This is a genomic window from Streptomyces huiliensis (assembly GCF_020037025.1).
Lineage (GTDB): Bacteria > Actinomycetota > Actinomycetes > Streptomycetales > Streptomycetaceae > Streptomyces > Streptomyces huiliensis.
Map to the genome: position 1 here is coordinate 22947 of NZ_JAIQLH010000043.1, position 26369 is coordinate 49315.

A 26369-nucleotide genomic window follows, 5' to 3' on the forward strand; every position below is an offset into this window, starting at 1 on the left:
GTACCGTCCAACTTCCCGTGCCGGCACGGGACACGGGGCGTGCGGGCGCGTTGCCGGGGCGCGTAGGAATCTCTGCTTCCGTTTGTCGTACGGCAGGCACGCGCCCCCGCCGGGGCGCCGCTACCCGCGGAGCCCCGTACCCCGGGTCACCCGCGTCTCACCAGCCGCGCTCGCGCCACTCCGCGAGGTGCGGCCGCTCGGCGCCGAGCGTGGTGTCCGCGCCGTGCCCGGGGTAGACCCAGGTCTCGTCCGGGAGCCGTCCGAAGAGCTTGGTCTCCACGTCGCCGAGCAGGCCGGCGAACGCCGTGGGGTCGTCGTGCGTGTTGCCGACCCCGCCCGGGAACAGGCAGTCGCCGGTGAACACGTGCGGGTGGCCGTGCGGGTCGTCGTAGACCAGCGCGATGCTGCCCGGCGTGTGGCCGACCAGGTGCACGGCGGTGAGGGCCACCCGGCCCACCCGGAGCTCGTCGCCGTCCTCGACGGGCACGTCCGTGGGCACCGGGATGCCCTCGGCGTCGTACCGGCCCGCGTAGGTGCGCGCGCCGGTGGCGTCGACCACCTCGCGCAGCGCGCCCCAGTGGTCGCCGTGCCGGTGGGTGGTGACGACGGAGGTGATCCCGCCGTCGCCGATCAGACTCAGCAGGGTGTGCGGCTCGGCGGCGGCGTCGATGAGCAGCTGCTCGTCGGTCGCGCGGCAGCGCAGCAGATAGGCGTTGTTGTCCATCGGACCGACCGCGACCTTGGAGATCATCAGGTCGGTCAGCTCGTGTACGTCGGCGGGCCCGCCGACCTTCACCGCTCCCGTGTATGCCATGGGATCAGCCTAGTTCCTCGGTACGACAACGGGCCGGGGAGCCCGGCGCCGCCCGTGCCCGGCGTCACAGCGGGGGCAGGGCCGGTACCGGGCTCCCGCCGGTGTCCAGGGCGGAGGCGTCGCTCCGGCCGGCGAGCCAGCCCAGCAGCGCGGGCGCGGGTCCGGCGATCCGGAGCCACGGGCCGTCCGTGCTCCCCGTCCGCCACTCCCGTCCGTCCGCCGCGACGAGCAGCAGGGACGGCACCTCGGGGTGGCCGGAGAAGCGCCGGGCCAGGAAGTCGATCTCCCGGTCGGTGAACTCCGCGGACAGGTCCTCCAGGTCGTAGCCGATCCCGAGGTCCACGTGGTGCAGCTCGACCTCGATCAGCCGCCGGAAGGGCACCCGGGAGGCGCGGTCCGTGACGCCGTTGCGCAGCGTGACCGTACGGCCGGGGTCGCCGGGCACGGCGGCCGCCTCCAGGAAGCGCCGGGAACTGTCCCGCAGGTCGGCGAGGTGGGCGGCGAGGGGGCGCGGGGCGTCCCGTTCGATGTCGGCGTCCCGGGCCGCGGCGTCGGCGTACATGGGCCGTCCGGCGAGCACGTTGACCAGGGCGTCGGCGTTGCGCGCGAGGTGGGCCAGGACGTGGCCGCGGGTCCAGCCGGGGAGCCGGGAGGGGCCGGGGAGGGCGGCTTCCGGGAGCTTGGCGACGGCGGTCAGCAGCCGGTCGGTGGCCTCGGCGACCAAGGCGAGGTCGTGCTCGTGATCAGCCATGGGCCGACGATAGCGCCGCCACTCGTTCGGGTGAAGGAGGTGAACACGGGCCGTAAATCGAATGTGCGTGCTATACGCTCGGAGTGCGGCATCCTGGAGAGATGGCCGCAGCGCTCTCGTACCCTGGCTGGGTCGGGAGCATCGCTCCGCACTGACCCCTGCCGCCGCGACGGACCCGCATCCGGGCCCGCGTCGCGTGGTGGCGGGGCCGGCGCACCCCCTCGTCTTCTCAAGAAAGGTGCCGACCGGCGTGGCAGACCGTCTCATCGTCCGTGGCGCGCGCGAGCACAACCTCAAGAACGTCTCGCTCGACCTCCCCCGTGACTCCCTCATCGTCTTCACGGGACTCTCCGGGTCGGGCAAGTCGTCCCTCGCCTTCGACACGATCTTCGCCGAGGGGCAGCGCCGCTACGTCGAGTCGCTCTCCTCGTACGCACGGCAGTTCCTGGGTCAGATGGACAAGCCCGACGTGGACTTCATCGAGGGCCTGTCCCCGGCCGTGTCCATCGACCAGAAGTCGACTTCGCGCAACCCGCGCTCCACGGTCGGCACGATCACCGAGGTCTACGACTACCTCCGCCTGCTCTTCGCCCGCATCGGCAAGCCGCACTGCCCCGAGTGCCGGCGGCCTATCACCCGGCAGTCGCCGCAGGCCATCGTCGACAAGGTGCTCGAGCTGCCGGAGGGCAGCCGCTTCCAGGTGCTCTCGCCGCTGGTGCGCGAGCGCAAGGGCGAGTACGTCGACCTCTTCTCCGACCTCCAGACCAAGGGTTACAGCCGCGCCCGGGTGGACGGGCAGACGATCCAGCTCACCGAGCCGCCCAAGCTCAAGAAGCAGGAGAAGCACACCATCGAGGTGGTCGTCGACCGCCTCACCGTCAAGAGCAGCGCCAAGCGCCGGCTGACCGACTCGGTCGAGACCGCGCTCGGCCTCTCCGGCGGCATGGTCATCCTGGACTTCGTCGACCTCCCCGAGGACGACCCCGAGCGTGAGCGGATGTACTCCGAGCACCTCTACTGCCCGTACGACGACCTCTCCTTCGAGGAGATGGAGCCGCGCTCCTTCTCCTTCAACTCGCCCTTCGGCGCCTGCCCGGACTGCACCGGCATCGGCACCCGCATGGAGGTCGACCCGGAGCTGATCGTCCCGGACGAGGAGAAGAGCCTGGACGAGGGGGCGATCAGCCCCTGGTCGCACGGCCAGAGCAAGGACTACTTCCACCGCCTGGTCTCCGCCCTCGCCGACGAGCTGGGCTTCCGCACGGACATCCCCTGGGCGGGGCTGCCGCAGCGCGCCAAGAAGGCCCTGCTGAACGGGCACCGCACGCAGGTCGAGGTGCGCTACCGCAACCGGTACGGCCGCGAGCGCGCGTACACCACCTCGTTCGAGGGCGCCATCCCGTTCGTCAAGCGGCGGCACTCCGAGGCGGAGAGCGACGCCAGCCGCGAGCGCTTCGAGGGCTACATGCGCGAGGTGCACTGCCCGACCTGCGAGGGCACCCGCCTCAAGCCGGTCGTGCTGGCGGTCACCATCCAGGACCGCTCCATCGCGGAGGTCTCCGCGATGTCGATCAGCGAATGCGCCGACTTCCTGCGGGACATGACGCTCACCGGCCGCGAGAAGAAGATCGCCGAGCGCGTCCTGAAGGAGGTCAACGAGCGGCTCCGCTTCCTCGTCGACGTCGGCCTGGACTACCTCTCGCTCAACCGCGCCGCGGGCACCCTCTCCGGCGGCGAGGCGCAGCGCATCCGGCTCGCCACGCAGATCGGCTCCGGCCTGGTCGGCGTGCTGTACGTGCTGGACGAGCCGTCCATCGGCCTCCACCAGCGCGACAACCACCGGCTGATCGAGACGCTGGTGCGGCTGCGGGACATGGGCAACACCCTGATCGTCGTCGAGCACGACGAGGACACCATCAAGGTCGCCGACTGGGTCGTGGACATCGGCCCGGGCGCCGGCGAGCACGGCGGCAAGGTCGTGCACAGCGGCCCGCTCGCCGAGCTGCTGGCCAACGACGCGTCCATGACCGGGCAGTACCTGTCCGGCCGGCGGGCCATCGCCACCCCGGAGCTGCGGCGCCCGATCGACCGGAAGCGCGCGCTCACCGTGCGCGGCGCCCGGGAGAACAACCTGCGCGACATCGACGTGTCGTTCCCCCTCGGGGTGCTCACGGCCGTCACCGGTGTCTCCGGTTCCGGCAAGTCGACGCTGGTCAACGACATCCTGTACACGCACCTGGCCCGCGAGCTGCACGGCGCCCGCACCGTGCCCGGCCGGCACACCCGGGTGGACGGCGACGACCTGGTCGACAAGGTCGTGCACGTCGACCAGTCGCCGATCGGCCGGACGCCGCGCTCCAACCCGGCCACGTACACCGGGGTGTTCGACAACATCCGGAAGCTCTTCGCGGAGACGATGGAGGCGAAGGTCCGCGGCTACCTGCCCGGCCGCTTCTCCTTCAACGTCAAGGGCGGCCGCTGCGAGAACTGCTCCGGCGACGGCACCATCAAGATCGAGATGAACTTCCTGCCGGACGTCTACGTGCCGTGCGAGGTCTGCCACGGGGCGCGGTACAACCGGGAGACCCTGGAGGTGCACTACAAGGGCAAGTCCATCGCCGAGGTGCTGGACATGCCGATCGAGGAGGCGCTCGGCTTCTTCGAGGCCGTCCCGACGATCGCGCGCCACCTGCGGACGCTCCACGAGGTCGGCCTCGGGTACGTGCGCCTCGGCCAGCCCGCGCCGACGCTGTCCGGCGGCGAGGCGCAGCGCGTGAAGCTCGCGAGCGAGCTGCAGAAGCGCTCGACGGGCCGCACGGTGTACGTCCTGGACGAGCCGACGACCGGTCTGCACTTCGAGGACATCAACAAGCTGATCTCGGTGCTGTCGGGTCTGGTCGACAAGGGCAACAGTGTGATCGTCATCGAGCACAACCTCGATGTGATCAAGACGGCCGACTGGATCGTCGACATGGGCCCGGAGGGCGGCAAGAACGGCGGCATGGTCATCGCCGAGGGCACTCCGGAGGAGGTCGCGGCCGTCGAGGACAGCCACACCGGCCGGTTCCTGCGGGAGATGCTCGGCGAGCTGGTGGCGGACTGCGACCCGGAGGACGCCCCGAAGCGTGCCGCCGGGGCGCGGAAGGCGCCCGCGAAGAAGACCGCGGCGAAGGCGACGGCCGGCAAGGCGACGGCCGCGGCGAAGGCGACGGCCGCGAAGAAGACCGTGGCCAAGAAGGCCGCCGCCAAGAAGACGACGGCGAAGAAGGCCGCGGCGCGCCGCGCCTGAGAGCGGCACGGCGGCCGGTCCCGGATCCCCTCGGGGGTCCGGGACCGGCCGCGTTCCCCTTGCCCCCGGAGGCCGACCGGTGCCGCGCACGGGACGCCCGATCGGTGCCGGTATCGTCGGGACCGATCGTCACAGCAGCTCCGGCGGCACCGCCCGTCGGCGTACCCCCGTGGGAGCCTCCATGACCAGCCGGCAGCCGGAGCCCTGCTGCGCCTCTCGCCGTACCGTCCTGCGCGGCGCCGCCCTCGCGGGCGCGGCGGGGCTGGGCGTCACCGCCTGCGGCGCGGGAGAGGCCGGCACGCCCTCCTCGACGCCCACCGCCCCGGTCGAGCTCGGCGCGGCGGGCGACGTCCCGGTCGGCGGGGCGCGCCTCTACCGGGAGGAGCGGGTGCTGGTCACCCGGCCGAAGAAGGACGAGTACCGGGCGTTCAGCGCCGTCTGCACCCACGCCGGCTGCGTGGTCTCGAAGATCGAGGAGGGCGCGGCGGTCTGCCGCTGCCATGGCAGCAAGTTCGACGCGAGCACCGGCAAGGTGCTGCACGGCCCGGCCTCGGTCCCGCTGCCCGAGGTGCCGGTGCGGGTGAAGGGCGACCGGCTGGTGGCGGGCCCGGAGAGCTGAGGGGGCCAAGACGGGGACCACCCCCGGCCCTCACGACCAGTCCCAACCGATCCCCACGATCCCCGGCCGCACCGCCTGTTCCACCATGTGCACCCCCGGATGCCGCCCGGCCAGGGTCAGCTCCTGCTGGCCGCCGCGCGGCGCGCTCGCCGTGGCCTGGGTGAAGCGGCGGCAGCGCACCGGCAGCTCGGCGGCGTCGAAGCGCACCTGGAGCACGTACTGCCCGCCCGCGAAGCTGAAACCGCGCACGTACTCGCTGCTCTGGCCGCCCGTCCCGTCGTCGAAGGCGTAGCCGAGGAGGTGCGTGTCGCCGCACCGCAGCCGGGTGTCGAACAGCAGCTCCGCGACCAGGACGCCGGCCCCCGCGTGCCACCGGACGCGCCCCACGCGGCAGTTCTCGGTGGCGCGCACCCCGATCCGGGCCGGGTCGCAGCCGGCGTCCCCGTAGTGGATGGCGACGTAACGGTCCACGCCGTCCCGGTGGGCCCGGACGACGTGGTGGGACTCGCGGCCGAGGAGCTCGCGCCGCGCCCCGATGTGGACGTGCTCCAGGTGACAGACCGTGTGCAGCCCGCCGTCGGCGGGCGACTCCAGTTCGGCGAGGAGCCGTTCCACCGCCCGGGCCTCGTCCATCAGGGCGCGCAGCGAGCGGGCGGCGGGGCGCTCCGCGGCCGGCCGGACCACCGGTTCGAGTAACCGGGTCAGGGCCCGCGGGGGCAGCTCCAGGATCTCCTCCAGCAGGCGCACCGCGCGCAGTGACTCCGGCCGCTGGGGTCTTCGCGCCCCCTGCTGCCAGTAACTGAGGCTGGTGATGCCGACGGTGACGCCGCGTTGGGCGAGTCGGCGCTGCACCCGGTGCAGGGCCAGCCCACGCGCCGTCAGCGCGGTGCGCAGTGCCAGGTGAAAGGGCCCGGTGCGCAGCGCCTCGGCCAGCACGGCCTCGGCGTCCCGGATACTGGTACGTACCATGCGGCTCGCTGCCTCCTGTGAATATTCACTCGGGGTGACCGGGGTCACGGCCGCGCGGAGGACAGCCTTCCTCCTGACGGGCACAGGGCGTTCACATCCGACGTGATCCGTTCACTTGGGTGTTCCCCTCCGCATTCAAGCCGGTTGACCCGAACCCGACAACATCCGATGCTCCTCACCAGCGTCCGGACGCGCTCCTCCACCGAACCACCCCACCACGGGAGGAACGTCCATGTCCCGTGCCTCGGCACAGCTCGAAAGACCCCGAATATCCCCCACCCCCCGACCGCGCGGCAGACGGCTCTCCGTCGCCGCCCTCACCACCGCGGCGCTGATCGCGCTGCCCGCCGCCACCGCCACGGCCGCCCCCACCGGCCACGAGCTGCGCGGCGCCAACCGGCTCAACATCTCCATGCAGGCCCAGCAGAAGAACAACTGGTGCTGGGCCGCCTCCGGCAACACCATCGCCACCTGGTACGGCCGCAAGTACAGCCAGAACCAGTTCTGCAACGCCGCCTTCAACCGGCAGCAGGGCACCGACTGCCCCAACAACCAGGCCAACCTGGGCAACGTCCAGAACGCCCTGCGCTGGGCCGGCATCAACAGCGGCTCGTACGTGGACGGCTGGCTGCGCTACTCGACCGTGCAGAGCGAGATCAACGCCAACCGGCCCATCGAGACGCGCATCGGCTGGAAGTCCGGCGGCGGCCACATGCACGTCGTCTACGGCTACGACGACTCCAACAGCATGGTCTACTGGGGCGACCCGTGGCCGAGCAGCAACCGCTACAACTGGGCGTCGCACAGCTGGTACGTGAACAACAACCAGTTCGCCTGGACGCATTCGCTCTACCGGATCGGCGGGTGACGGTCATGACCACGCGTGGAACCCACCGCTCCGGCCGGACGTACGCCCGTGCCGCGGCCGCCGGCGCCCTGACCGCCGGCGTCCTCTCCCTCGCCACGTCCGCTTACGCCGCACCGCCGCCCGCGGCCCCCGCCCCGCCCGCCGCCGGGCTGGCGGCGGCCCGTGACGCGGCGTCGGCGTCCCCGACGCTGGACACCCTGTCCCGGTTCTTCGCCCGGGACGGCGCCATCGCCAGGACGGCCGCGAAGCCGCGGATCGAGGGCGCGGCCGTGCCCGTCTACGCGCTCTCGCCCGACTTCGTGGCGGGCAAGCGGAACGCGCCCGTCGCCACGCTGGAGTACCTCGCCAGCAAGGCGGTCTCGGCCGACGGACAGAAGGCGTCCGTGTGGACGGCCGGCGGCGGCACCGACTGGAAGGTCGTCAACATCGCCACCGGCGACGACGAGACGCGCTACGCGGCCGAGGGGGCGAAGAAGCTCGCCGGCGGCACGGTCTTCCGCGAGCCCCAGGTCAACGCCTGGTACGTACAGCGCGCCGACCGGATCCTTCCCCTGAACCCGGAGGCCGTCCGGGCCGTCGGCGCCCGCGGCACCACCGTGGACGCCTACCGGGACCGCGTCCACAAGGCGTACGGCGACAAGCTGCCCGGCTCGGCCTACGCGAAGAAGGGCCTGGCCGGCGGCTACGGAGGCGGGGCCGAGTCCCAGGCGGCCCCGGCGGCCGACGCCCCGGCGCCGCTCGCCGCCGAGCCCGTCGGCTCCGCTTCGGACTCCGGTTCTCTCAGCACCACCACCCTGGCCGCCTCGGCCGGCGGCGCGGCCCTGGCCCTCGGCCTCGGCACCGTCGCCGTCCGCAGGCTCCGGCGCCGCTGACGCGACGCCGGTCACCCCCCACACGCTCCGGCCCCGGCGCCCTCCACGCGCCGGGGCCGGAGCCGTGCGTCCACGGGGCCGGCTTGTCAGTGCCCGCAAGTAGGGTGTGAGACATGGCCGACCCCAGCAGCTACCGACCCAAGCCGGGACAGATCCCCGACTCGCCCGGGGTGTACCGGTTCCGTGACGAGCACGGCCGGGTGATCTACGTCGGGAAGGCGAAGAGCCTGCGCCAGCGGCTCTCCTCGTACTTCCAGGACCTCGCCGGTCTGCACCCGCGCACCCGCACGATGGTCACCACCGCCGCCTCCGTCGAGTGGACCGTCGTCGCCACCGAGGTCGAGGCGCTGCAGCTGGAGTACTCCTGGATCAAGGAGTACGACCCGCGCTTCAACGTGAAGTACCGGGACGACAAGAGCTATCCGTACCTGGCCGTCACCTTGAACGAGGAGTTCCCGCGCGTCCAGGTCATGCGCGGCGCCAAGAAGAAGGGCGTGCGCTACTTCGGGCCCTACGCGCACGCCTGGGCGATCCGCGAGACCGTCGACCTGATGCTCCGCGTCTTCCCCGTCCGCACCTGCTCCGCCGGGGTGTTCAAGCGCTCCGCCCAGATCGGCCGCCCCTGCCTGCTCGGCTACATCGGCAAGTGCTCCGCGCCCTGCGTCGGCCGCGTCACCCCCGAGGAGCACCGCGAACTGGCCGAGGAGTTCTGCGACTTCATGGCCGGCCGTACCGGCGCCTACCTCCGCCGCCTGGAGCGGCACATGCAGGAGGCGGCCGAGGAGATGGAGTACGAGAAGGCCGCCCGGCTCCGCGACGACATAGAGGCGCTCCGGCGCGCCATGGAGAAGAGCGCCGTCGTCCTCGCCGACGCCACCGACGCCGACCTCATCGCCGTGGCCGAGGACGAGCTGGAGGCGGCCGTGCAGATCTTCCACGTCCGCGGCGGCCGGGTGCGCGGCCAGCGCGGCTGGGTGACCGACAAGGTCGAGGCGGTGGACACCGCGGGCCTGGTCGAGCACGCGCTCCAGCAGCTCTACGGCGAGGAGAAGGGCGACGCGGTGCCCAAGGAGGTGCTCGTCCCCGCCCTGCCGGACCCCGTCGAGCCGGTCGCCGAGTGGCTGGCCGACCGCCGCGGCTCCCGCGTCGACCTGCGCATCCCGCAGCGCGGCGACAAGAAGGACCTGATGGCGACGGTCCAGCGGAACGCCCAGCAGGCACTGGTCCTGCACAAGACCAAGCGCGCCTCCGACCTCACCACCCGCTCCCGCGCCCTGGAGGAGATCGCCGAGGCCCTCGGCCTGGACTCGGCGCCGCTGCGCGTCGAGTGCTTCGACATCTCCCACCTGCAAGGGCAGGACGTGGTGGCGTCCATGGTCGTCTTCGAGGACGGGCTCGCGCGCAAGAGCGAGTACCGCCGCTTCCAGATCAAGAGCTTCGAGGGACAGGACGACGTCCGGTCCATGCACGAGGTCGTCTCCCGCCGCTTCCGCCGCTATCTGCGGGAGAGCGAGAAGACGGGGGAGTGGACCGTGGAAGAAGGGGCGGAAGGGGCGGAAGCGGACGGTCCCGAGGAGGACACCGCCGGCCCCCGCGACGACAACGGCCGCCCCAAGCGCTTCGCCTACCCTCCGCAGCTCGTCGTGGTCGACGGCGGCCGGCCGCAGGTCCAGGCCGCCCGCCGGGCCCTGGACGAGCTCGGCATCGCCGACGTGGCCGTCTGCGGCCTCGCCAAGCGGCTGGAGGAGATCTGGCTGCCGGACGAGGAGGATCCGGTCGTCCTGCCGCGCACCAGCGAGGGCCTCTACCTGCTCCAGCGCGTCCGCGACGAGGCGCACCGCTTCGCCATCGCCTACCAGCGCGGCAAGCGCGCCAAGACGATGAAGGCGTCCCCGCTGGACGCGGTCGCCGGCCTGGGCGACAGCCGCAAGCAGGCGCTGCTCAAGCACTTCGGCTCGGTGAAGAAGCTGCGGGCCGCGACCGTCGAGCAGATCTGCGAGGTGCCCGGCGTCGGCCGGAAGACCGCCCTGGCCGTCGCCGCCGCCCTGGCCGAAAGCACCCCGCCCGCCCCCGCCGTCAACATGGCGACGGGCGAGATCCTGGACGAGTCCGAGGGATGATGGAGACGACGGCGCGGAGCGCGGGAGCGGCCGGCGGGCGCGTGACCCCGGGCCCGCCGCCGGGCCCTGCGAGGATCAGGGAAAGAGCACAGGGAAAGCCGGAAGGACGGGGCCCCGACCACGGCCCCGCCGGCAGAACGGGGGACACCACATGCAGCACGGCATGAACGAAACCGATCGGGACGGAGCAAAGGTGAGTACGGGCACGACGGCGGACACGACCGGCGAGGCGGCGGGCATCCCCGAGCTGGTCATCATCTCGGGCATGTCGGGGGCGGGCCGCAGCACCGCCGCCAAGTGCCTGGAGGACCTCGGCTGGTTCGTCGTCGACAATCTGCCCCCCGCCCTCATCCCCACCATGGTCGACCTCGGCGCCCGCTCCCAGGGCAACGTGGCCCGGATCGCCGTGGTCGTCGACGTCCGCGGCCGGCGGTTCTTCGACAACCTCCGCGAGTCCCTCGCGGACCTCGCCGCCAAGAAGGTCAAGCGCCGGGTGATCTTCCTGGAGGCGTCCGACGACGCCCTCGTGCGCCGCTTCGAGTCGGTCCGCCGCCCGCACCCCCTCCAGGGCTCCGGCCGCATCGTCGACGGCATCGCCGCCGAGCGCGACCTGCTCCGCGAGCTGCGCGGCGACGCCGACCTCGTCATCGACACCTCCAGCCTCAACGTCCACGAGCTGCGCGCCAAGATGGACGCCCAGTTCGCCGGCGAGGAGGAGCCGGAGCTCCGCGCCACCGTCATGTCCTTCGGCTACAAGTACGGCCTGCCCGTCGACGCCGACCTGGTGGTGGACTGCCGCTTCCTGCCCAACCCGCACTGGGTCCCCGAGCTGCGCCCCTTCACCGGCCTCAACGAGGAGGTCTCGGGCTACGTCTTCAACCAGCCCGGCGCCAAGGAGTTCCTCGACCGCTACACCGAGCTGCTCCAGCTCATTGCGGCCGGCTACCGCCGCGAGGGCAAGCGCTACGTGACGATCGCCGTGGGCTGCACGGGCGGCAAGCACCGCTCGGTCGCCATGTCCGAGAAGCTGGCCCACCGCCTCGTCTCGGAGGGTGTCGAGACCGTCGTCGTCCACCGGGACATGGGGCGCGAGTGACCGGCCGCGGTTTCCGGATGCGCCGCGCCCGCCGGGTCGTCCCCGGCGGTCCGCGCGGCGCCGAGCGGCGCCTCCAGCGCCGCACCCAGCCCAAGGTCGTCGCCCTCGGCGGCGGCCGCGGGCTGTCCGCCTCGCTCGCCGCGCTGCGCCGGATCACCGGCGATCTGACGGCCGTGGTCACCGTCGCCGACGACGGCGGCTCCAGCGGCCGGCTCCGCGACGAGCTCGGCGTGCTGCCCCCGGGCGACCTGCGCAAGGCCCTCGCCGCGCTGTGCGGCGACGACGACTGGGGGCGCACCTGGTCGCGCGTCGTCCAGCACCGCTTCGCCAGCGAGGGCGACCTGCACGGCCACGCCGTCGGCAACCTGCTGATCGTCGCCCTCTGGGAGCAGCTCGGCGACCACGTCCAGGCCCTGGACCTGGTCGGCAAGCTGCTCGGCGCGCACGGCCGGGTGCTGCCCATGTCCGCCGTCCCGCTGGAGCTCCAGGCGCTGGTCCGCGGCCACGACCCCCGCGAGCCGGACGCCGTCACCACCGTCCGCGGCCAGGCCACCGTCGCCCTCACCCCCGGCGAGGTGCACTCCGTGCACGTGGTCCCGGAGGACCCGCCGGCCGTGCCCGAGGCCGTCGAGGCGGTCCTGGACGCCGACTGGGTGGTCCTCGGCCCCGGCTCCTGGTTCTCCTCGGTGATCCCGCACCTGCTGGTCCCCGAACTGCTGACCGCCCTGCAGGAGACCAAGGCCCGCCGGGTGCTCTCGCTGAACCTCGCCCCCCAGCCCGGCGAAACCGAGGGCTTCTCCCCGCAGCGTCATTTGGAGGTTTTGGCCCGACACGCCCCTAAACTCGCCCTGGACGTGGTGCTGGCCGACGAGGCCGCCGTGCCCGACCGGGACAGCCTCCGGGACGCCGCAAAGCGGCTCGGCGGCACGGTCGAGCTGGCGCCGGTCGCCGCCCAGGGGAGTTCCGCTACGCACGATCCGGAACTGCTGGCCGCCGCGTACGACCGTATTTTTCGGATGCATGGAAGGATCGGCCCATGGCGATGACGGCAGCGGTGAAGGACGAGATCTCCCGGCTCCCCGTCACCCGGACCTGCTGCCGGAAGGCGGAGGTCTCGGCGATCCTCCGCTTTGCCGGCGGCCTGCACCTGGTCAGCGGGCGCATCGTGATCGAGGCGGAGCTGGACACCGGGATCGCGGCCCGGCGGCTGCGCAAGGACATCCTGGAGATCTTCGGCCACGCCTCCGACCTGGTCGTCATGGCCCCCGGCGGACTGCGCCGCGGCAGCAGGTACGTGGTGCGGGTGGTGGCGGGCGGTGACCAGCTGGCCCGCCAGACCGGCCTGGTCGACGGCCGCGGCCGGCCGATCCGCGGCCTGCCCCCGCAGGTCGTCTCCGGCGCCACCTGCGACGCGGAGGCCGCCTGGCGCGGCGCCTTCCTGGCGCACGGCTCGCTGACCGAGCCCGGCCGCTCCTCCTCCCTCGAGGTCACCTGCCCCGGCCCGGAGGCGGCGCTCGCCCTGGTCGGCGCCGCCCGCCGGCTCCAGATCGCCGCCAAGGCCCGCGAGGTGCGCAACGTGGACCGGGTGGTCGTCCGCGACGGCGACGCCATCGGCGCGCTGCTCACCCGGCTCGGCGCCCACGAGTCGGTGCTCGCCTGGGAGGAGCGCCGGATGCGCCGCGAGGTGCGGGCCACCGCCAACCGGCTGGCCAACTTCGACGACGCCAACCTGCGCCGCTCCGCCCGGGCCGCCGTCGCCGCCGGGGCCCGGGTCCAGCGGGCCCTGGAGATCCTCGGCGAGGAGGTCCCCGAGCACCTCGCCGCCGCCGGCCGGCTGCGCATGGAGCACAAGCAGGCCTCGCTGGAGGAGCTGGGCGCCCTCGCCGACCCGCCGCTCACCAAGGACGCCGTGGCCGGCCGGATCCGCCGGCTGCTCGCGATGGCCGACAAGCGCGCCCAGGACCTCGGCATCCCCGGGACCGAGTCGAACCTGACCGAACTGGCCGATCTGCCCGAGGACATGGTGGACGGCATGGTCAAGGGCCTGGCCGGCTGACACCGGCGTGCTGACGGTGCGGTCCGGGCCCTCGCGGGCCGCCGCTGGCCGGCCCGGCGGGTTCCGGCCGACTTCCCGGCCGACTTCGCGACGAGCTTCGCGGTCGGCCTCCCGATGGGCATCCCGACGGGCCTCCCGATGGGCGGCCCGCCCCGCCGGGCCCGATATCCCCGCCCCCCTCCAGGCCCTATTGACATGCTCATGGGCCGTCGGAAGCCTGGCGTCCGGCATGGACGGGACAGACAACGGCAAGGGGGGTTCATGAGACGCAGGACACGGGCGACCCTCGTGGCGGCATCGCTGCTCCTCGGCGGAGTCACCGCGACACCCTTCGCACAGGCTGAACCTTTCGCAGCACCCTTCACACCCGCGCGACCGGACACCGGCGCCTCCGACGCGCTGACCGTATGGACCGGCGAGGTCACCCAGGCCCAGGTACCGCTGCTGCTCAAGGCGGGCGTCGACGGGCACGAGCTGGGCCGGCCCGCCGGGGACCGGGCCGTCCCGGTCGAGCTCTACCTCACCCGCGCGCAGGCGGACGAACTGCGCGGCCAGGGCGTCAAGCTCACCGAGAAACGCATGACGGACCGCGCCCGCGAACGCCTCAAGGCCGCGGGCGACGGCGTCTTCCGCCCGTACAGCGGCCCCAAGGGGCTCCAGAAAGAGATCGTCGACACCGGCCGGGCCCACCCGGAGCTCACCAAGGTCGTGAGCATCGGCAAGACGACGCGCGGGCAGGACATCCTCGCCCTCAAGATCAGCAAGGGCGCGGCCAGGAGCAAGGACGGCTCCAAGCCCGCCGTGCTCTACATGTCCAACCAGCACGCCCGGGAGTGGATCACCCCGGAGACCACCCGGCGGCTGATGCACCACTACCTCGACCGCTACGGCAAGGACCGGCGGATCACCCGGCTCGTGGACCGCACCGAACTGTGGTTCCTGCTCTCCGCCAACCCGGACGGCTACGACCACACCTTCAAGGGCCCCGACACCCGCTTCTGGCGCAAGAACCTGCGCGACAACAACGGCGACGGGAAGATCACCGCGGGCGACGGCGTCGACCTCAACCGCAACTTCCCCTACAAGTGGGGCTACGACAACGAGGGCTCGTCCCCCGACCCGGCCTCCGAGACCTACCGCGGCCCCGCCCCCGCCTCCGAACCCGAGACCCGGGCGCTGGACGCGTTCCAGAAGCGCGTCCGCTTCTCCTACGCGGTCAACTACCACTCGGCCGGGGAGATGCTGCTCTACGGCGTCGGCTGGCAGGTCGCCACGCCCACCCCGGACGACGTCCTCCTCAAGGCCCTGGCCGGGACTCCGGAGAAGTCCGCGATCCCCGGCTACCGGCCGCAGCTCTCCTCCGAGCTGTACACCACCAATGGCGAGGCGGACGGCCACGCGGCCAACGCCAACGGGCTGCTGATGTTCACCCCGGAGATGTCGACGTGCCGCACGGCCTCGCGCGCGGACACCTCCGGCCGCTGGGACCCGGCCGACTGCCCGTCCGAGTTCGCGTTCCCCGACGACCGGAAGCTCATCCAGGCGGAGTTCGCCAAGAACCTCCCCTTCGCCCTCTCCGTCGCCGAGACCGCCGCCCGCGGTGACCGCCCGGTCTCCGTCACCGGCCTGGACGCCCCGGACTTCACCCCGCACGCGTTCACCGCCTCGTACGCGCGCGGCACCGGGCAGACCGTCGCCGTCACGGCCCGCAAGAGCGTGCGCGACAAGAGGCTCAACTACCGCGTGGACGGCGGCCGGACGCACACCGCGGCCATGACGCCCTGGAAGGGCGGCAAGCGCTACGGCGGGCACGACAACGTCCGCTTCGACGAGTACCGGGGCACGGTCCCGGCCGCCCGCGAGGGAGCCAGGGTGGAGGTCTGGTTCACCGGGCGCACGGCCGAGGGCAAGGCCACCCGGAGCAAGCCCTTCACCTACACCGTCTGGCACCGGCCGCAGGCCGACACCCTGGTCATCGCCGACGAGGGCGGCACCGCACCGGCCCGCCACCCCGTCACGTACACCGAGGCGCTGTCCGCCGCCGGGCGCAAGGGCCTGATCTGGGACGTCGCCCGGGACGGCACGCCCGACCCGCTCGGCGTCCTCTCCCACTTCAAGACGGTCCTCTGGTACACGGGCGGCGAGAAGCCGAGCGGCGGCACCCTGCTCGCCGTCCGCGACTACGTCAACGAGGGCGGCAAGCTCATCACCATGGGTGAGAAAGCCGGCGGCGAGTCCCGGGTCGGGCGCGCCGACACGGACGACTTCGCCCAGTACTACCTCGGCGCCTACGCCCGCACCCCGCTGAAGCACCCGAAGCACTTCACCGGCGCCGGGCCGCTGGCCGGCGTCCGCGCCGACCTCGCCGACGCGCCCGGCAACCCGCTGGACGCCGCCGGCTCCTACGTCGTCACCTCCGACCGGTTGCGCTCCCGCGACTTCCCGCAGTTCCGCAGCGCGCCGGCCGGCGACTACCCCGGGGTCAGGACCGCGTACGAGCCCTGGGCCGGCCGCTGGATGGCCGCCGCCCGGCACAAGGACAAGTCCTGGATGCGGCTCGCCCGCACCGTCGACCTGACCGGTGTCCGCGGCGCCGCCAGGCCGGCGCTCGGCCTCCGCCTCAGCCTCGACGCCGAGCAGGGCTACGACCAGGTGATCGTCGAGGCGCACACCGTCGGCCGGGACGACTGGACCACCCTGCGCGACACGAACGGCGGTACGACCGACGAGACCCCCCGCGGCTGCGCCGCCCTGGTCTCGGCCCATCCCTTCCTCAAGCACTACCTCACCGTCGCCGGCGAGGACTGCGCCGCGCGCGGCACCAGCGGCGGCTGGCAGCGCTTCACCGGCTCCACCCAGGGCTGGCACGCCGCCTCCTTCGACCTGAGCGCCTACCGGGGCAAGAAGGTCGAGCTGGCCGTCTCCTACGTCACCGACGCGGGGACGGGCGGCACGGGCGCGCTCGTCGACGAGGCCGTCGTCACCGGCGGTGACCGGTCGGCCGAAGGTTTCGAGGGCGGAACCCTGGGCACCTGGAAGACTCCCGGCGCACCGGCCGGGAGCGTCCGGAACGCCGGCGACTGGGCGGCCTCCCGGGCCCTCGCCCACTCCTCGGCCGCCGTCGTCACGCCCGACACGGCGCTGCTGGGCTTCGGCCTGGAGCACGTACGGGACGGCGGGCAGCGCGCGGCCCTGCTGCGCGCCGCACTGCGCGCCGTGCACGGCTGACCGGGGGTCGCCCGCAGGCCGGGCGACCCCCTGTGGTAGCGGTCCGCGCCCCCGGTGAGAGGGGGTGCGGACCCCTGTCCCACCAGGCCCGCCAATGTCACGTACGTCCCGTGTTGGGGGTAGGGTCGGTGGTGGTCGGGGACATCCCATTTACAGTCGCCGGGACAGACCGGCACACCAACGAGGAGATCGGTTCGTGACGATCCGCGTAGGCATCAACGGCTTTGGCCGTATCGGTCGCAACTACTTCCGTGCGCTCCTGGAGCAGGGTGCGGACATCGAGATTGTCGGTGTCAACGACCTGACCGACAATGCCACCCTGGTCCACCTGCTGAAGTACGACAGCATCCTCGGTCGCCTGAAGCAGGACGTCAGCCACACCGACGACTCGATCACCGTCGGTAACCAGACCTTCAAGACGATGGCCGAGCGCGACCCCGCCAACCTGCCCTGGGGCGAGCTGGGCGCCGACATCGTCATCGAGTCCACCGGCATCTTCACCAAGCGCGAGGACGCCGCCAAGCACCTCGCCGCCGGCGCGAAGAAGGTCCTCATCTCGGCCCCGGCCAAGAACGAGGACATCACCATCGTGATGGGCGTCAACCAGGACAAGTACGACGCGGCCAACCACCACGTCATCTCCAACGCCTCCTGCACCACCAACTGCGTGGCGCCGATGGCCAAGGTCCTCGACGAGACCTTCGGCATCGTCAAGGGCATGATGACGACGGTCCACGCGTACACCAACGACCAGCGCATCCTGGACTTCCCGCACAGCGACCTGCGCCGCGCCCGCGCCGCCGCGGAGAACATCATCCCGACCTCGACGGGCGCCGCCAAGGCCACCGCCCTGGTCCTCCCGCAGCTGAAGGGCAAGCTGGACGGCATCGCCATGCGCGTCCCGGTCCCCACCGGCTCGGTCACCGACCTCGTCCTGGAGCTCGACCGCGAGACCACCAAGGAAGAGATCAACGCCGCCTTCCAGAAGGCCGCCGAGGGCCAGCTCAAGGGCATCCTCGAGTACACCGAGGACCCGATCGTCTCCTCGGACATCGTCAACTGGCCGGCCTCCTGCACCTTCGACTCGCAGCTCACGATGGTCCAGGGCAAGCAGGTCAAGGTCGTCGGCTGGTACGACAACGAGTGGGGCTACTCCAACCGCCTGGTCGACCTGACCGTCTTCGTCGGCGGCCAGCTCTGATCTCTCTGCCCGCTGGTCGTACGATCACAGGCATCGGGATGTAGGGGACGGGGCTCGTGCGACGCGACGACGCGTCGGACGAGCCCCGTCCCATGACTGACCCCCAACGGAAGTCACCGGAGTCACCGCATGAAGACGATCGACGAACTCGTCCAGGACGGCGTCGAGGGCAAGCGGATCTTCGTCCGCGCCGACCTCAACGTGCCGCTCGACGGCACCACCATCACCGACGACGGCCGGATCCGCGCCGTCGCCCCGACCATCGCCAAGCTCGCCGCCGCGGGCGCCAAGGTGATCGTCGCCTCCCACCTGGGCCGTCCCAAGGGCGCCCCGGAGCCCCGGTTCTCCCTCGCCCCGGCCGCCGAGCGGCTCGGCGAGATCCTGGGCAAGAACGTCTCGTTCGCCACCGACACGGTCGGGGACAGCGCGAAGGCCACCGTTGCCGCCCTGGGCAACGGCGAGGTCACGCTGCTGGAGAACCTCCGTTTCAACGCGGGCGAGACCAGCAAGGACGACGCCGAGCGCGGCGCCTTCGCCGACGCGCTCGCGTCGCTGGCAGACCTGTACGTGGGCGACGGCTTCGGCGCCGTGCACCGCAAGCACGCCTCGGTCTTCGACCTCCCGGCGCGCCTCCCGCACGCGGCCGGCGACCTGATCGCCACCGAGGTCGGCGTCCTGAAGAAGCTCACCGAGGACGTCGCGCGCCCCTACGTGGTGGTGCTCGGCGGCGCCAAGGTCTCCGACAAGCTGGGTGTCATCGACAACCTGCTGGAGAAGGCCGACCGCATCCTCATCGGCGGCGGCATGTCGTACACCTTCCTCAAGGCCAAGGGTCACGAGGTCGGCATCTCGCTGCTGCAGGAGGACCAGGTCCCGGTCTGCCTGGAGTACCTGGCCCGGGCCGAGAAGCGCGGCGTGGAGTTCGTCCTCCCCGTCGACGTCCTGGTCTCGGCCGACTTCCCGGACCTGAAGACCAAGGCCCCGGCCAACCCGGAGCTCGTCGCCTCGGACGCCATCCCGGCGGACAAGGAGGGCCTGGACATCGGCCCGAAGACCCGGGAGCTGTACGCCTCGAAGCTCGCCGACGCCGGCACCGTCTTCTGGAACGGTCCGATGGGCGTCTTCGAGCACCCCGACTACGCGAACGGCACCAAGGCCGTCGCGCAGGGCCTGCTGGACTCGCCGGGCTTCACCGTCGTCGGCGGTGGCGACTCGGCCGCGGCCGTGCGCACCCTGGGCTTCGACGAGAACGCTTTCGGCCACATCTCGACCGGTGGCGGCGCCAGCCTCGAATACCTCGAGGGCAAGACGCTCCCCGGCCTCGCCGCACTGGAGGACTGAAACACCGTGAGTGCACGAATTCCGCTGATGGCGGGCAACTGGAAGATGAACCTCAACCACCTTGAGGCCATCGCCCACGTCCAGAAGCTCGCCTTCGCCCTCGCGGACAAGGACTTCGAGGCCGTCGAGGTCGCCGTCCTGCCGCCTTTCACCGACCTGCGCTCGGTCCAGACGCTGGTCGACGGCGACAAGCTGAAGATCAAGTACGGCGCGCAGGACATCTCCGCGCACGACTCCGGCGCGTACACCGGGGAGATCTCCGGCCCGATGCTCGCCAAGCTGAAGTGCTCCTACGTGGCCGTCGGCCACTCCGAGCGCCGCCAGTACCACGGCGAGTCGGACGAGCTCTGCAACGCCAAGGTCAAGGCCGCGTTCAAGAACGGGATCACCCCGATCCTCTGCGTCGGCGAGGGCCTGGACGTCCGCAAGGCGGGCAACCAGGTCGCGTACACCCTCGCGCAGCTCGACGGCGGCCTGAAGGACGTCCCGGCCGAGCAGGCCGAGAGCATCGTCATCGCCTACGAGCCCGTCTGGGCCATCGGCACCGGCGAGGTCGCCACGCCCGAGGACGCGCAGGAGGTCTGCGGGGCGATCCGCGGCCGGCTCGCCGAGCTGTACTCCCAGGAGCTGGCCGACAAGGTCCGCATCCAGTACGGCGGCTCGGTGAAGTCCGGGAACGTCGCCGCGATCATGGCGCAGCCCGACGTGGACGGCGCGCTGGTCGGCGGCGCGGCGCTGGACGCCGACGAGTTCGTCAAGATCGTCCGCTTCCGCGACCAGTAGCAGTACCGCGACCAGCGGCAGTATCCCGACGGGCCCCGCCCGTCGTACCCTGTCGGGGCCGGGACCGGCGCAAACGCGCCGCCCGGCCCCGCAGCGTCATCGTCCAGTGTCCGTCCGTGACAGTCCGAGAGAGTTGGTCCAGCCGTGGTCATGGGGTTCTCGATCGCCCTCATCGTCTTCAGCCTGCTGATGATGATGCTGGTGCTCATGCACAAGGGAAAGGGCGGCGGCCTGTCCGACATGTTCGGCGGCGGCATGCAGTCCTCCGTCGGCGGTTCCTCCGTCGCCGAGCGCAACCTGGACCGGATCACCATCGTGGTGGGCCTGCTGTGGTTCGCCTGCATCGTGGTGCTCGGGCTGCTGATGAAGTTCGACAGCTGACGCTCCGTCGCACCCTCGGCCTATGATGGTGACCGCGTCTTCACGGCCGGTCGGTAACTCCTGCCGCTGGACGCGCGTTGGGCCTTACGTAGACTGGGGCGCCCGCGGCGGAGCGGACTGTCACGCTCCGCGGCACCATCACGCAGGGAGTTACGACCGTGGCAAGTGGCAACGCGATCCGAGGAAGCCGGGTCGGGGCGGGGCCTATGGGGGAGGCGGAGCGGGGCGAGTCGGCCCCGCGGCTGCGCATCTCCTTCTGGTGCTCCAACGGGCACGAGACGCAGCCGAGCTTCGCCAGCGACGCGCAGGTGCCGGACACCTGGGACTGCCCGCGCTGCGGCTTCCCGGCCGGCCAGGACCGGGACAACCCCCCGGACCCGCCGCGCACCGAGCCCTACAAGACGCACCTCGCGTACGTCCGGGAGCGGCGCAGCGACGCGGACGGCGAGGCCATCCTCGCCGAGGCGCTGGCGAAGCTGCGCGGGGAGATCTGACGATCGCCCACGGCTGAGGATGAGCGGCATGAAGACGACCGGCCCGGCCGGGAGGTACCCACCTTCCGGCCGGGCCGGTCGCGTTTCCGGGTGCACCGTTTCGGCGGTCGGCGCCCGGCGGCGGGGTGATGCCGCGCGTCGGAATGGACGTTCCATCAATTAGGTTGGTGGGAGGCGAGAGCTACGAGAAGAACGATGAGAAATGGACTGATGTCCGGAATGAACGCTGAAGCCCGTAACAGGCTCGACCGCACGCCCGAGTGGAACGCGCTGGCCAAGCACCGGGACGAGCTCGGGGAGGTGCACCTGCGCGAGCTGTTCGCAGACGACCCGCGGCGGGCCGAGAGGTACGCGCTGACCGTCGGAGACCTCTACGTCGACTACTCGAAGCACCTGGTCACCGACGACACCCTGCGGCTGCTGCGCGAGCTGGCGGCGGCGACGGGTGTGGCGGAGCTGCGGGACGCCATGTTCCGGGGCGAGAAGATCAACACGACCGAGGGCCGCGCGGTGCTGCACACCGCCCTGCGGGCGCCGGAGTCGGCGGTCGTCGAGGTGGACGGGGAGAACGTCGTCCCCGCCGTGCACGCGGTGCTGCGCAAGATGCGGGACTTCGCCGGGCGGATCCGCTCGGGGGAGTGGAAGGGCCAAACCGGCAAGCGCATCCGCAACGTCGTCAACATCGGTATCGGCGGATCCGACCTCGGTCCGGCGATGGCCTACGAGGTGCTGCGGCCCTTCACCGACCGGGACCTGACGTTCCGTTTCGTCTCCAACGTGGACGGCGCGGACCTGCACGAGGCCGTGCGCGACCTGGACCCGGCCGAGACGCTGTTCATCGTCGCGTCGAAGACCTTCACCACCATCGAGACCGTCACCAACGCCACCTCCGCGCGGGAGTGGCTGCTGACCGGGCTCGGGGCCGGCGAGGACGCCGTGGCCAAGCACTTCGTGGCGCTTTCCACCAACGGCGAGAAGGTCGCCGACTTCGGCATCGACACCGCCAACATGTTCGAGTTCTGGGACTGGGTCGGCGGCCGGTACTCGTACGACTCGGCCATCGGGCTCTCCCTGATGATCGCCATCGGCCCGGACCGCTTCCAGGAGATGCTCGACGGCTTCCACCTCGTCGACGAGCACTTCCGCACCGCGCCGGCCGAGGAGAACGTGCCGCTGCTGCTCGGTCTGCTGGGCGTCTGGTACGGCAACTTCCACGACGCGCAGTCGCACGCGGTGCTGCCCTACAGCCACTACCTGTCGAAGTTCACGGCCTACCTCCAGCAGTTGGACATGGAGTCCAACGGCAAGTCCGTGGACCGGGAGGGGCGGCGTGTCGAGTGGCAGACCGGGCCTGTGGTGTGGGGGACGCCCGGCACCAACGGGCAGCACGCCTACTATCAGTTGATCCATCAGGGGACCAAGCTCATCCCCGCCGATCTGATCGGCTTCGCCCGGCCGGTGGACGAGTTGGAGCCTTCGCTGGCCGCCCAGCATGACCTGCTGATGGCGAACCTGTTCGCCCAGGGGCAGGCGCTCGCCTTCGGCAAGACGGCGGAGGAGGTGGCGGCGGAGGGTGTTCCGGAGGAGCTCGTGCCGCACAAGACGTTCCGGGGGAATCGTCCTACGACGACGATTCTCGCTGACGCTCTGACGCCGTCCGTGCTGGGGCAGTTGATCGCCTTGTACGAGCACAAGGTGTTCGTTCAGGGGGCGATCTGGAACATCGACTCGTTCGACCAGTGGGGGGTCGAGTTGGGGAAGGTGCTTGCAAAGCGGGTTGAGCCCGCTCTGAGTGAGGGGGCCGAGGTGGAGGGGTTGGACGCGTCCACCTCCGCGCTCGTCGCCCGGTACCGGGCGGTTCGGGGGCGCTGACGCGCCCCTGGGGGGTGCCCCGGTCCCTCCCCCAGAGGGGGCACCCCCATTCGCCGTTTTCTGGGGGCAAGCCCCCAGACCCCCTTTTCGCGGCTTCGCCGCTCGTCCTCAAACGCCGGACGGGCTGAAAGTGCCCGCTCAGGCACGACCCAGCCCGTCCGGCGTTTGAGGACAGCGCCCGAAGGGCGCTTCGGGGGTACGGGGGCGTCAGCCCCCGCAAGAAACGGTGAAAGGGCGGGTCCGGGGCACCCCCACGCCCGTCAGGGCGAAGCCGGCGGATACAAGTCCCGCGGCAGCTGCGACGCCGCCGGCTGGTCGAGCAGCCACAGGGTGCGGCGCCGGCCGTACGCCCCGGCCGCCGGAGCCTGGATCTCACCGGCCCCGCTCAGCGCGAGCGCCACCGCGTTGGCCTTGTCCTCGCCCGCCGCCAGCAGCCACACCTCCCGCGCCGCGCGGATGGCCGGCAGCGTGAGGGAGATGCGGGTGGGCGGGGGCTTGGGGGCGCCGTGGACGCCGATGACCGTGCGGTCGGTCTCCCGGACGCCGGGGAGCTCGGGGAAGAGCGACGCGACGTGGGTGTCCGGGCCGACGCCCAGCAGGAGGACGTCGAAGGAGGGCACGGGGCCGTGGTCCTCCGGGCGGGCCGCGGCGGCCAGTTCGGCCGCGTAGGCCTCGGCCGCCGCGTCGGCGTCGTCGTACCGGCCGTCGGCCGCGGGCATGGCGTGCACGCGGGCCGGGTCCAGGTCGACGGCGTCGAGCAGGGCCTCGCGCGCCTGGGTGACGTTGCGCTCGGCGTCGCCGTCGGGCAGGTACCGCTCGTCGCCCCACCACAGGTCGAGGCGCGACCAGTCGACCGCGTCCCGGGCGGGCGCGTCGGCGAGGGCCGCGAGCAGCCCGTTGCCGTTGCGCCCGCCCGTGAGGACGACGGAGGCCGTGCCGCGCGCGGCCTGGGCGTCCACGATCTTCGTGATCAGCCGGGCCGCGGCGGCCCGCGCCATCAGCTCCTTGTCCCGGTGGACGACGATCTGCGGCGCGGTGCTCACTTGGCCGCCTTCTTCGAGGCCGCGGGCTTCTTCGGAGCCGGCTTCTCCTCGGGGGCGGGCTTGTCCTCCGGCGCAGGCGCCTCCGGGGACTCCGGTGCCGCGCCCGCCGCCGGCCGTACCGCCGCCGCGTCGCCCAGCCGCTCCACGCCGTACTTCAGTGCGGACTCGTAGATGTCGTCCGGGTCGAGCCGGCGCAGCTCCTCGGCGAGGAGCTCGGCGGTCTCCCGCCGCTTGAGCGCCACGGCGCGGTCCGGCTGGCCCTTCATGGTGAGCTTGGCCAGCGAGCCGTCCGGGCGGTCGAGCGTGATGACGCCGTCCTTGGTCTCCAGGCGGACGGCCGTGAGGCCGGGGCCGTCGGAGACGGTGCGGCGGGCCTGGACGCCGAGGCGGTCCGCGAGCCACATGGCCAGCAGCTCGCCGCTGGGGTTGTAGCCCTCGCCCTCGACCTCGGCGCCGGTGACCTCGACGGCCTGCTGGTCCAGGGCCGCCGCGAGCATCGAGCGCCACGGGGTGATCCGGCTCCAGGCCAGGTCGGTGTCGCCGGGCGCGTAGTTCGCGGCGCGGGCCGCGAGCTCCGAGACCGGGTCCTCGGCCGCGTAGGTGTCGGTGACGCGGCGCTGGGCGAGGACGCCCAGCGGGTCCTTCGCCGGGTGGAGCGGCGAGTTGACCGGCCACCAGACGACGACGGGCGCGTCCGGCAACAGCAGCGGCAGCACGACCGACTGGGCGTGGTCTATGACCTCGCCGTAGAGCCGGAGGACGACGGTCTCGCCGGTACCGGCCGACGTACCGACGCGGACCTCGGCGTCCAGCCGGGCCTGCGCGCGGTCGCGCGGGGAGCGGCTGACGCGCTTGATGACGACGAGCTTGCGCGACGGGTGCTCGCGGGACGCCTCGTTGGCGGCCTTGAGCGCGTCGTAGGCGTGCTCCTCGTCGGTGACGATGACCAGCGTGAGGACCATGCCGATGGCCGGGGTGCCGATGGCGCGGCGCCCCTGGACCAGAGCGTTGTTGATCTTGCTGGCCGTGGTGTCCGTGAGATCGATCTTCATGGCCGACGCCAGCTCCGTCCGTCTCGTGCGAGCATCTCGTCCGCCTCGACCGGCCCCCAGGTGCCGGCCGGGTACTGCGCGGGCTTGCCGTGCTTGTCCCAGTACTCCTCGATCGGGTCGAGGATCTGCCAGGAGAGCTCGACCTCGCGCAGGCGCGGGAACAGGTTGGCGTCGCCGAGCAGCACGTCGAGGATGAGCCGCTCGTACGCCTCCGGGCTGGACTCGGTGAACGACTCGCCGTAGGCGAAGTCCATCGAGACGTCCCGGACCTCCATCGAGGTGCCCGGCACCTTGGAGCCGAACCGCAGGGTCACGCCCTCGTCCGGCTGCACCCGGATGACCAGGGCGTTCTGCCCCAGCTCCTCCGTGGCGGTGTCGTCGAAGGGGGAGTGCGGGGCGCGCTGGAAGACGACCGCGATCTCGGTGACGCGGCGGCCGAGCCGCTTGCCGGTGCGCAGGTAGAAGGGGACGCCCGCCCAGCGGCGGTTGTCGATCTCCAGCTTGATGGCGGCGTAGGTGTCGGTCTTCGACTTGGGGTCGATGCCCTCTTCCTCGCAGTAGCCGACGACCTTCTCGCCGCCCTGCCAGCCGGCCGCGTACTGGCCGCGGACGGTCTCCTTGCCCAGGTCCTTGGGGAGCCGGACGGCGCCCAGCACCTTGGTCTTCTCGGCGACCAGGGCGTCCGCGTCGAAGGAGGCGGGCTCCTCCATGGCGGTCAGCGCCAGCAGCTGGAGCAGGTGGTTCTGGATGACGTCGCGCGCGGCGCCGATGCCGTCGTAGTAGCCGGCCCGGCCGCCGATGCCGATGTCCTCGGCCATGGTGATCTGCACGTGGTCCACGTAGGACCGGTTCCAGATCGGCTCGAAGAGGGTGTTGGCGAAGCGCAGCGCCAGGATGTTCTGGACGGTCTCCTTGCCCAGGTAGTGGTCGATCCGGAAGACCTCGTTGGGCGGGAAGACGTCATGGACGATGCTGTTGAGCTCCTGCGCGCTCTTCAGGTCGTGGCCGAACGGCTTCTCGATGACCGCGCGCCGCCAGGACTTCTCCGTCTGCTCGGCCAGGCCGTGCTTCTTGAGCTGCTGGACGACGGTGGGGAAGAACTTCGGCGGGACGGACAGGTAGAAGGCGAAGTTGCCGCCCGTGCCCTGCGCCTTGTCGAGCTCCTCGATGGTCGTCTTGAGGGTCTCGAAGGCGGCGTCGTCGTCGAAGTCGCCCTGGACAAAGCGGCAGCCCTGCACCAGTTGCTGCCACACCTCCTCGCGGAAGGGCGTGCGCGCGTGCTCCTTGACGGCGTCGTGCACGATCTGCGCGAAGTCCTCGTTCTCCCAGTCGCGGCGGGCGAAGCCGATGAGGGAGAAGCCCGGCGGCAGCAGACCGCGGTTGGCGAGGTCGTAGACGGCGGGCATCAGCTTTTTACGGGACAAATCGCCCGTGACGCCAAAGATGACCAGGCCGGACGGCCCCGCGATACGCGGGAGCCGTCGGTCCTGTGCGTCACGCAGCGGGTTGCTGCGGGTCAA

At 71.9% G+C, this 26369-nt stretch carries 21 protein-coding genes; 15 read left to right on the plus strand and 6 right to left on the minus strand.

Annotated elements, in window-relative coordinates; translation table 11 throughout:
• Window positions 1–157: 157 nt before the first annotated feature.
• Together JNW98_RS09735 and JNW98_RS09740 are read right to left on the minus strand one after the other, a co-directional pair.
• Entirely contained in the window at window positions 158–814 is a 657-nt protein-coding gene (locus JNW98_RS09735; RefSeq protein ID WP_223767729.1) for an MBL fold metallo-hydrolase, read from the minus strand.
• A 64-nt stretch (window positions 815–878) separates the two neighbouring features.
• The gene (locus tag JNW98_RS09740) at window positions 879–1565 is read right to left on the minus strand and encodes a maleylpyruvate isomerase family mycothiol-dependent enzyme (protein ID WP_223767730.1); all 687 of its coding nucleotides are present in this window, start codon (window positions 1563–1565) and stop codon (window positions 879–881) included.
• Window positions 1566–1815: 250 nt separating this feature from the next.
• On the opposite strand from JNW98_RS09740, the gene uvrA reads away from it, so the two are divergent.
• Together uvrA and JNW98_RS09750 are read left to right on the plus strand one after the other, a co-directional pair.
• Window positions 1816–4854: an excinuclease ABC subunit UvrA gene (uvrA, locus tag JNW98_RS09745; protein WP_223767731.1), complete on the plus strand. Its 3039-nt coding sequence runs from the start codon at window positions 1816–1818 to the stop codon at window positions 4852–4854.
• Window positions 4855–5035: 181 nt separating this feature from the next.
• Window positions 5036–5473 carry a QcrA and Rieske domain-containing protein gene (locus JNW98_RS09750; RefSeq protein WP_223767732.1) on the plus strand — a complete coding sequence of 146 codons (438 nt, stop codon included), beginning with the start codon at window positions 5036–5038 and terminating at the stop codon, window positions 5471–5473.
• A gap of 30 nt (window positions 5474–5503) precedes the next feature.
• On the opposite strand, the gene JNW98_RS09755 is transcribed toward JNW98_RS09750, so the two are convergent.
• Window positions 5504–6442 (minus strand): hypothetical protein, encoded by a 939-nt coding sequence (locus JNW98_RS09755; RefSeq protein ID WP_223767733.1) that lies wholly within the window; start codon window positions 6440–6442, stop codon window positions 5504–5506.
• A gap of 232 nt (window positions 6443–6674) precedes the next feature.
• Between JNW98_RS09755 and JNW98_RS09760 the strand changes: the two genes are divergently transcribed.
• The 13 genes from JNW98_RS09760 to pgi all read left to right on the plus strand — a co-directional run bounded on the left by JNW98_RS09760 (window position 6675) and on the right by pgi (window position 22754).
• Window positions 6675–7310 carry a papain-like cysteine protease family protein gene (locus tag JNW98_RS09760; protein WP_223767734.1) on the plus strand — a complete coding sequence of 212 codons (636 nt, stop codon included), beginning with the start codon at window positions 6675–6677 and terminating at the stop codon, window positions 7308–7310.
• 5 nt (window positions 7311–7315) lie between these two features.
• A complete protein-coding gene (locus tag JNW98_RS09765; RefSeq protein WP_223767735.1) occupies window positions 7316–8182 on the plus strand; it encodes a hypothetical protein in 867 nt (288 codons plus the stop codon).
• Window positions 8183–8295: 113 nt separating this feature from the next.
• Window positions 8296–10302: an excinuclease ABC subunit UvrC gene (gene uvrC / locus JNW98_RS09770; RefSeq protein WP_223767736.1), complete on the plus strand. Its 2007-nt coding sequence runs from the start codon at window positions 8296–8298 to the stop codon at window positions 10300–10302.
• Between the two features lie 163 nt (window positions 10303–10465).
• Complete coding sequence (rapZ, locus tag JNW98_RS09775; RefSeq protein ID WP_223767737.1) at window positions 10466–11398, plus strand: RNase adapter RapZ; 933 nt, start codon at window positions 10466–10468, stop codon at window positions 11396–11398.
• The gene (locus JNW98_RS09780) at window positions 11395–12444 is read left to right on the plus strand and encodes a gluconeogenesis factor YvcK family protein (RefSeq protein ID WP_185943717.1); all 1050 of its coding nucleotides are present in this window, start codon (window positions 11395–11397) and stop codon (window positions 12442–12444) included. Before rapZ ends, JNW98_RS09780 begins: the two co-directional genes overlap by 4 nt.
• Window positions 12435–13454, plus strand: a complete 1020-nt coding sequence (gene whiA / locus JNW98_RS09785; protein ID WP_223767738.1) for a DNA-binding protein WhiA — start codon at window positions 12435–12437, stop codon at window positions 13452–13454. The genes JNW98_RS09780 and whiA overlap by 10 nt, the downstream gene beginning before the upstream one ends.
• A gap of 261 nt (window positions 13455–13715) precedes the next feature.
• On the plus strand, window positions 13716–16682 hold the full coding sequence (locus JNW98_RS09790; protein WP_223767739.1) for a M14 family metallopeptidase: 2967 nt from the start codon (window positions 13716–13718) through the stop codon (window positions 16680–16682).
• 196 nt (window positions 16683–16878) lie between these two features.
• Window positions 16879–17883 (plus strand): type I glyceraldehyde-3-phosphate dehydrogenase, encoded by a 1005-nt coding sequence (gene gap / locus JNW98_RS09795; protein ID WP_223767740.1) that lies wholly within the window; start codon window positions 16879–16881, stop codon window positions 17881–17883.
• A gap of 129 nt (window positions 17884–18012) precedes the next feature.
• Window positions 18013–19224 carry a phosphoglycerate kinase gene (locus tag JNW98_RS09800; RefSeq protein ID WP_223767741.1) on the plus strand — a complete coding sequence of 404 codons (1212 nt, stop codon included), beginning with the start codon at window positions 18013–18015 and terminating at the stop codon, window positions 19222–19224.
• Between the two features lie 6 nt (window positions 19225–19230).
• The gene (gene tpiA, locus JNW98_RS09805; RefSeq protein WP_223767742.1) at window positions 19231–20007 is read left to right on the plus strand and encodes a triose-phosphate isomerase; all 777 of its coding nucleotides are present in this window, start codon (window positions 19231–19233) and stop codon (window positions 20005–20007) included.
• A 150-nt stretch (window positions 20008–20157) separates the two neighbouring features.
• Complete coding sequence (gene secG / locus JNW98_RS09810) at window positions 20158–20388, plus strand: preprotein translocase subunit SecG (protein WP_040890769.1); 231 nt, start codon at window positions 20158–20160, stop codon at window positions 20386–20388.
• 158 nt (window positions 20389–20546) lie between these two features.
• Window positions 20547–20882, plus strand: a complete 336-nt coding sequence (locus tag JNW98_RS09815) for an RNA polymerase-binding protein RbpA (protein WP_003957010.1) — start codon at window positions 20547–20549, stop codon at window positions 20880–20882.
• Window positions 20883–21101: 219 nt separating this feature from the next.
• The gene (gene pgi / locus JNW98_RS09820; protein WP_223767743.1) at window positions 21102–22754 is read left to right on the plus strand and encodes a glucose-6-phosphate isomerase; all 1653 of its coding nucleotides are present in this window, start codon (window positions 21102–21104) and stop codon (window positions 22752–22754) included.
• Window positions 22755–23014: 260 nt separating this feature from the next.
• On the opposite strand, the gene pgl is transcribed toward pgi, so the two are convergent.
• From pgl to zwf, 3 genes are read right to left on the minus strand one after another with little or no spacing between them, the layout of a single operon-like run.
• Entirely contained in the window at window positions 23015–23797 is a 783-nt protein-coding gene (gene pgl, locus JNW98_RS09825; RefSeq protein ID WP_223767744.1) for a 6-phosphogluconolactonase, read from the minus strand.
• A complete protein-coding gene (gene opcA, locus JNW98_RS09830; protein WP_223767745.1) occupies window positions 23794–24849 on the minus strand; it encodes a glucose-6-phosphate dehydrogenase assembly protein OpcA in 1056 nt (351 codons plus the stop codon). The genes pgl and opcA overlap by 4 nt, the downstream gene beginning before the upstream one ends.
• On the minus strand, window positions 24846–26369 hold the full coding sequence (zwf, locus tag JNW98_RS09835; RefSeq protein WP_223767746.1) for a glucose-6-phosphate dehydrogenase: 1524 nt from the start codon (window positions 26367–26369) through the stop codon (window positions 24846–24848). The genes opcA and zwf overlap by 4 nt, the downstream gene beginning before the upstream one ends.

Excerpts from the sequence above, each read along its gene's own strand:
- JNW98_RS09735 (WP_223767729.1), bottom strand. The coding sequence starts at position 814 with ATGGCATACACGGGAGCGGTGAAGGTCGGCGGGCCCGCCGACGTACAC.
- pgi (WP_223767743.1), top strand. The coding sequence starts at position 21,102 with ATGAACGCTGAAGCCCGTAACAGGCTCGACCGCACGCCCGAGTGGAAC.
- uvrC (WP_223767736.1), top strand. The coding sequence starts at position 8,296 with ATGGCCGACCCCAGCAGCTACCGACCCAAGCCGGGACAGATCCCCGAC.
- JNW98_RS09765 (WP_223767735.1), top strand. The coding sequence starts at position 7,316 with ATGACCACGCGTGGAACCCACCGCTCCGGCCGGACGTACGCCCGTGCC.
- secG (WP_040890769.1), top strand. The coding sequence starts at position 20,158 with ATGGGGTTCTCGATCGCCCTCATCGTCTTCAGCCTGCTGATGATGATG.
- JNW98_RS09750 (WP_223767732.1), top strand. The coding sequence starts at position 5,036 with ATGACCAGCCGGCAGCCGGAGCCCTGCTGCGCCTCTCGCCGTACCGTC.
- rapZ (WP_223767737.1), top strand. The coding sequence starts at position 10,466 with ATGAACGAAACCGATCGGGACGGAGCAAAGGTGAGTACGGGCACGACG.
- JNW98_RS09790 (WP_223767739.1), top strand. The coding sequence starts at position 13,716 with ATGAGACGCAGGACACGGGCGACCCTCGTGGCGGCATCGCTGCTCCTC.
- JNW98_RS09740 (WP_223767730.1), bottom strand. The coding sequence starts at position 1,565 with ATGGCTGATCACGAGCACGACCTCGCCTTGGTCGCCGAGGCCACCGAC.
- JNW98_RS09800 (WP_223767741.1), top strand. The coding sequence starts at position 18,013 with ATGAAGACGATCGACGAACTCGTCCAGGACGGCGTCGAGGGCAAGCGG.
- JNW98_RS09760 (WP_223767734.1), top strand. The coding sequence starts at position 6,675 with ATGTCCCGTGCCTCGGCACAGCTCGAAAGACCCCGAATATCCCCCACC.
- JNW98_RS09755 (WP_223767733.1), bottom strand. The coding sequence starts at position 6,442 with ATGGTACGTACCAGTATCCGGGACGCCGAGGCCGTGCTGGCCGAGGCG.
- whiA (WP_223767738.1), top strand. The coding sequence starts at position 12,435 with ATGGCGATGACGGCAGCGGTGAAGGACGAGATCTCCCGGCTCCCCGTC.
- opcA (WP_223767745.1), bottom strand. The coding sequence starts at position 24,849 with ATGAAGATCGATCTCACGGACACCACGGCCAGCAAGATCAACAACGCT.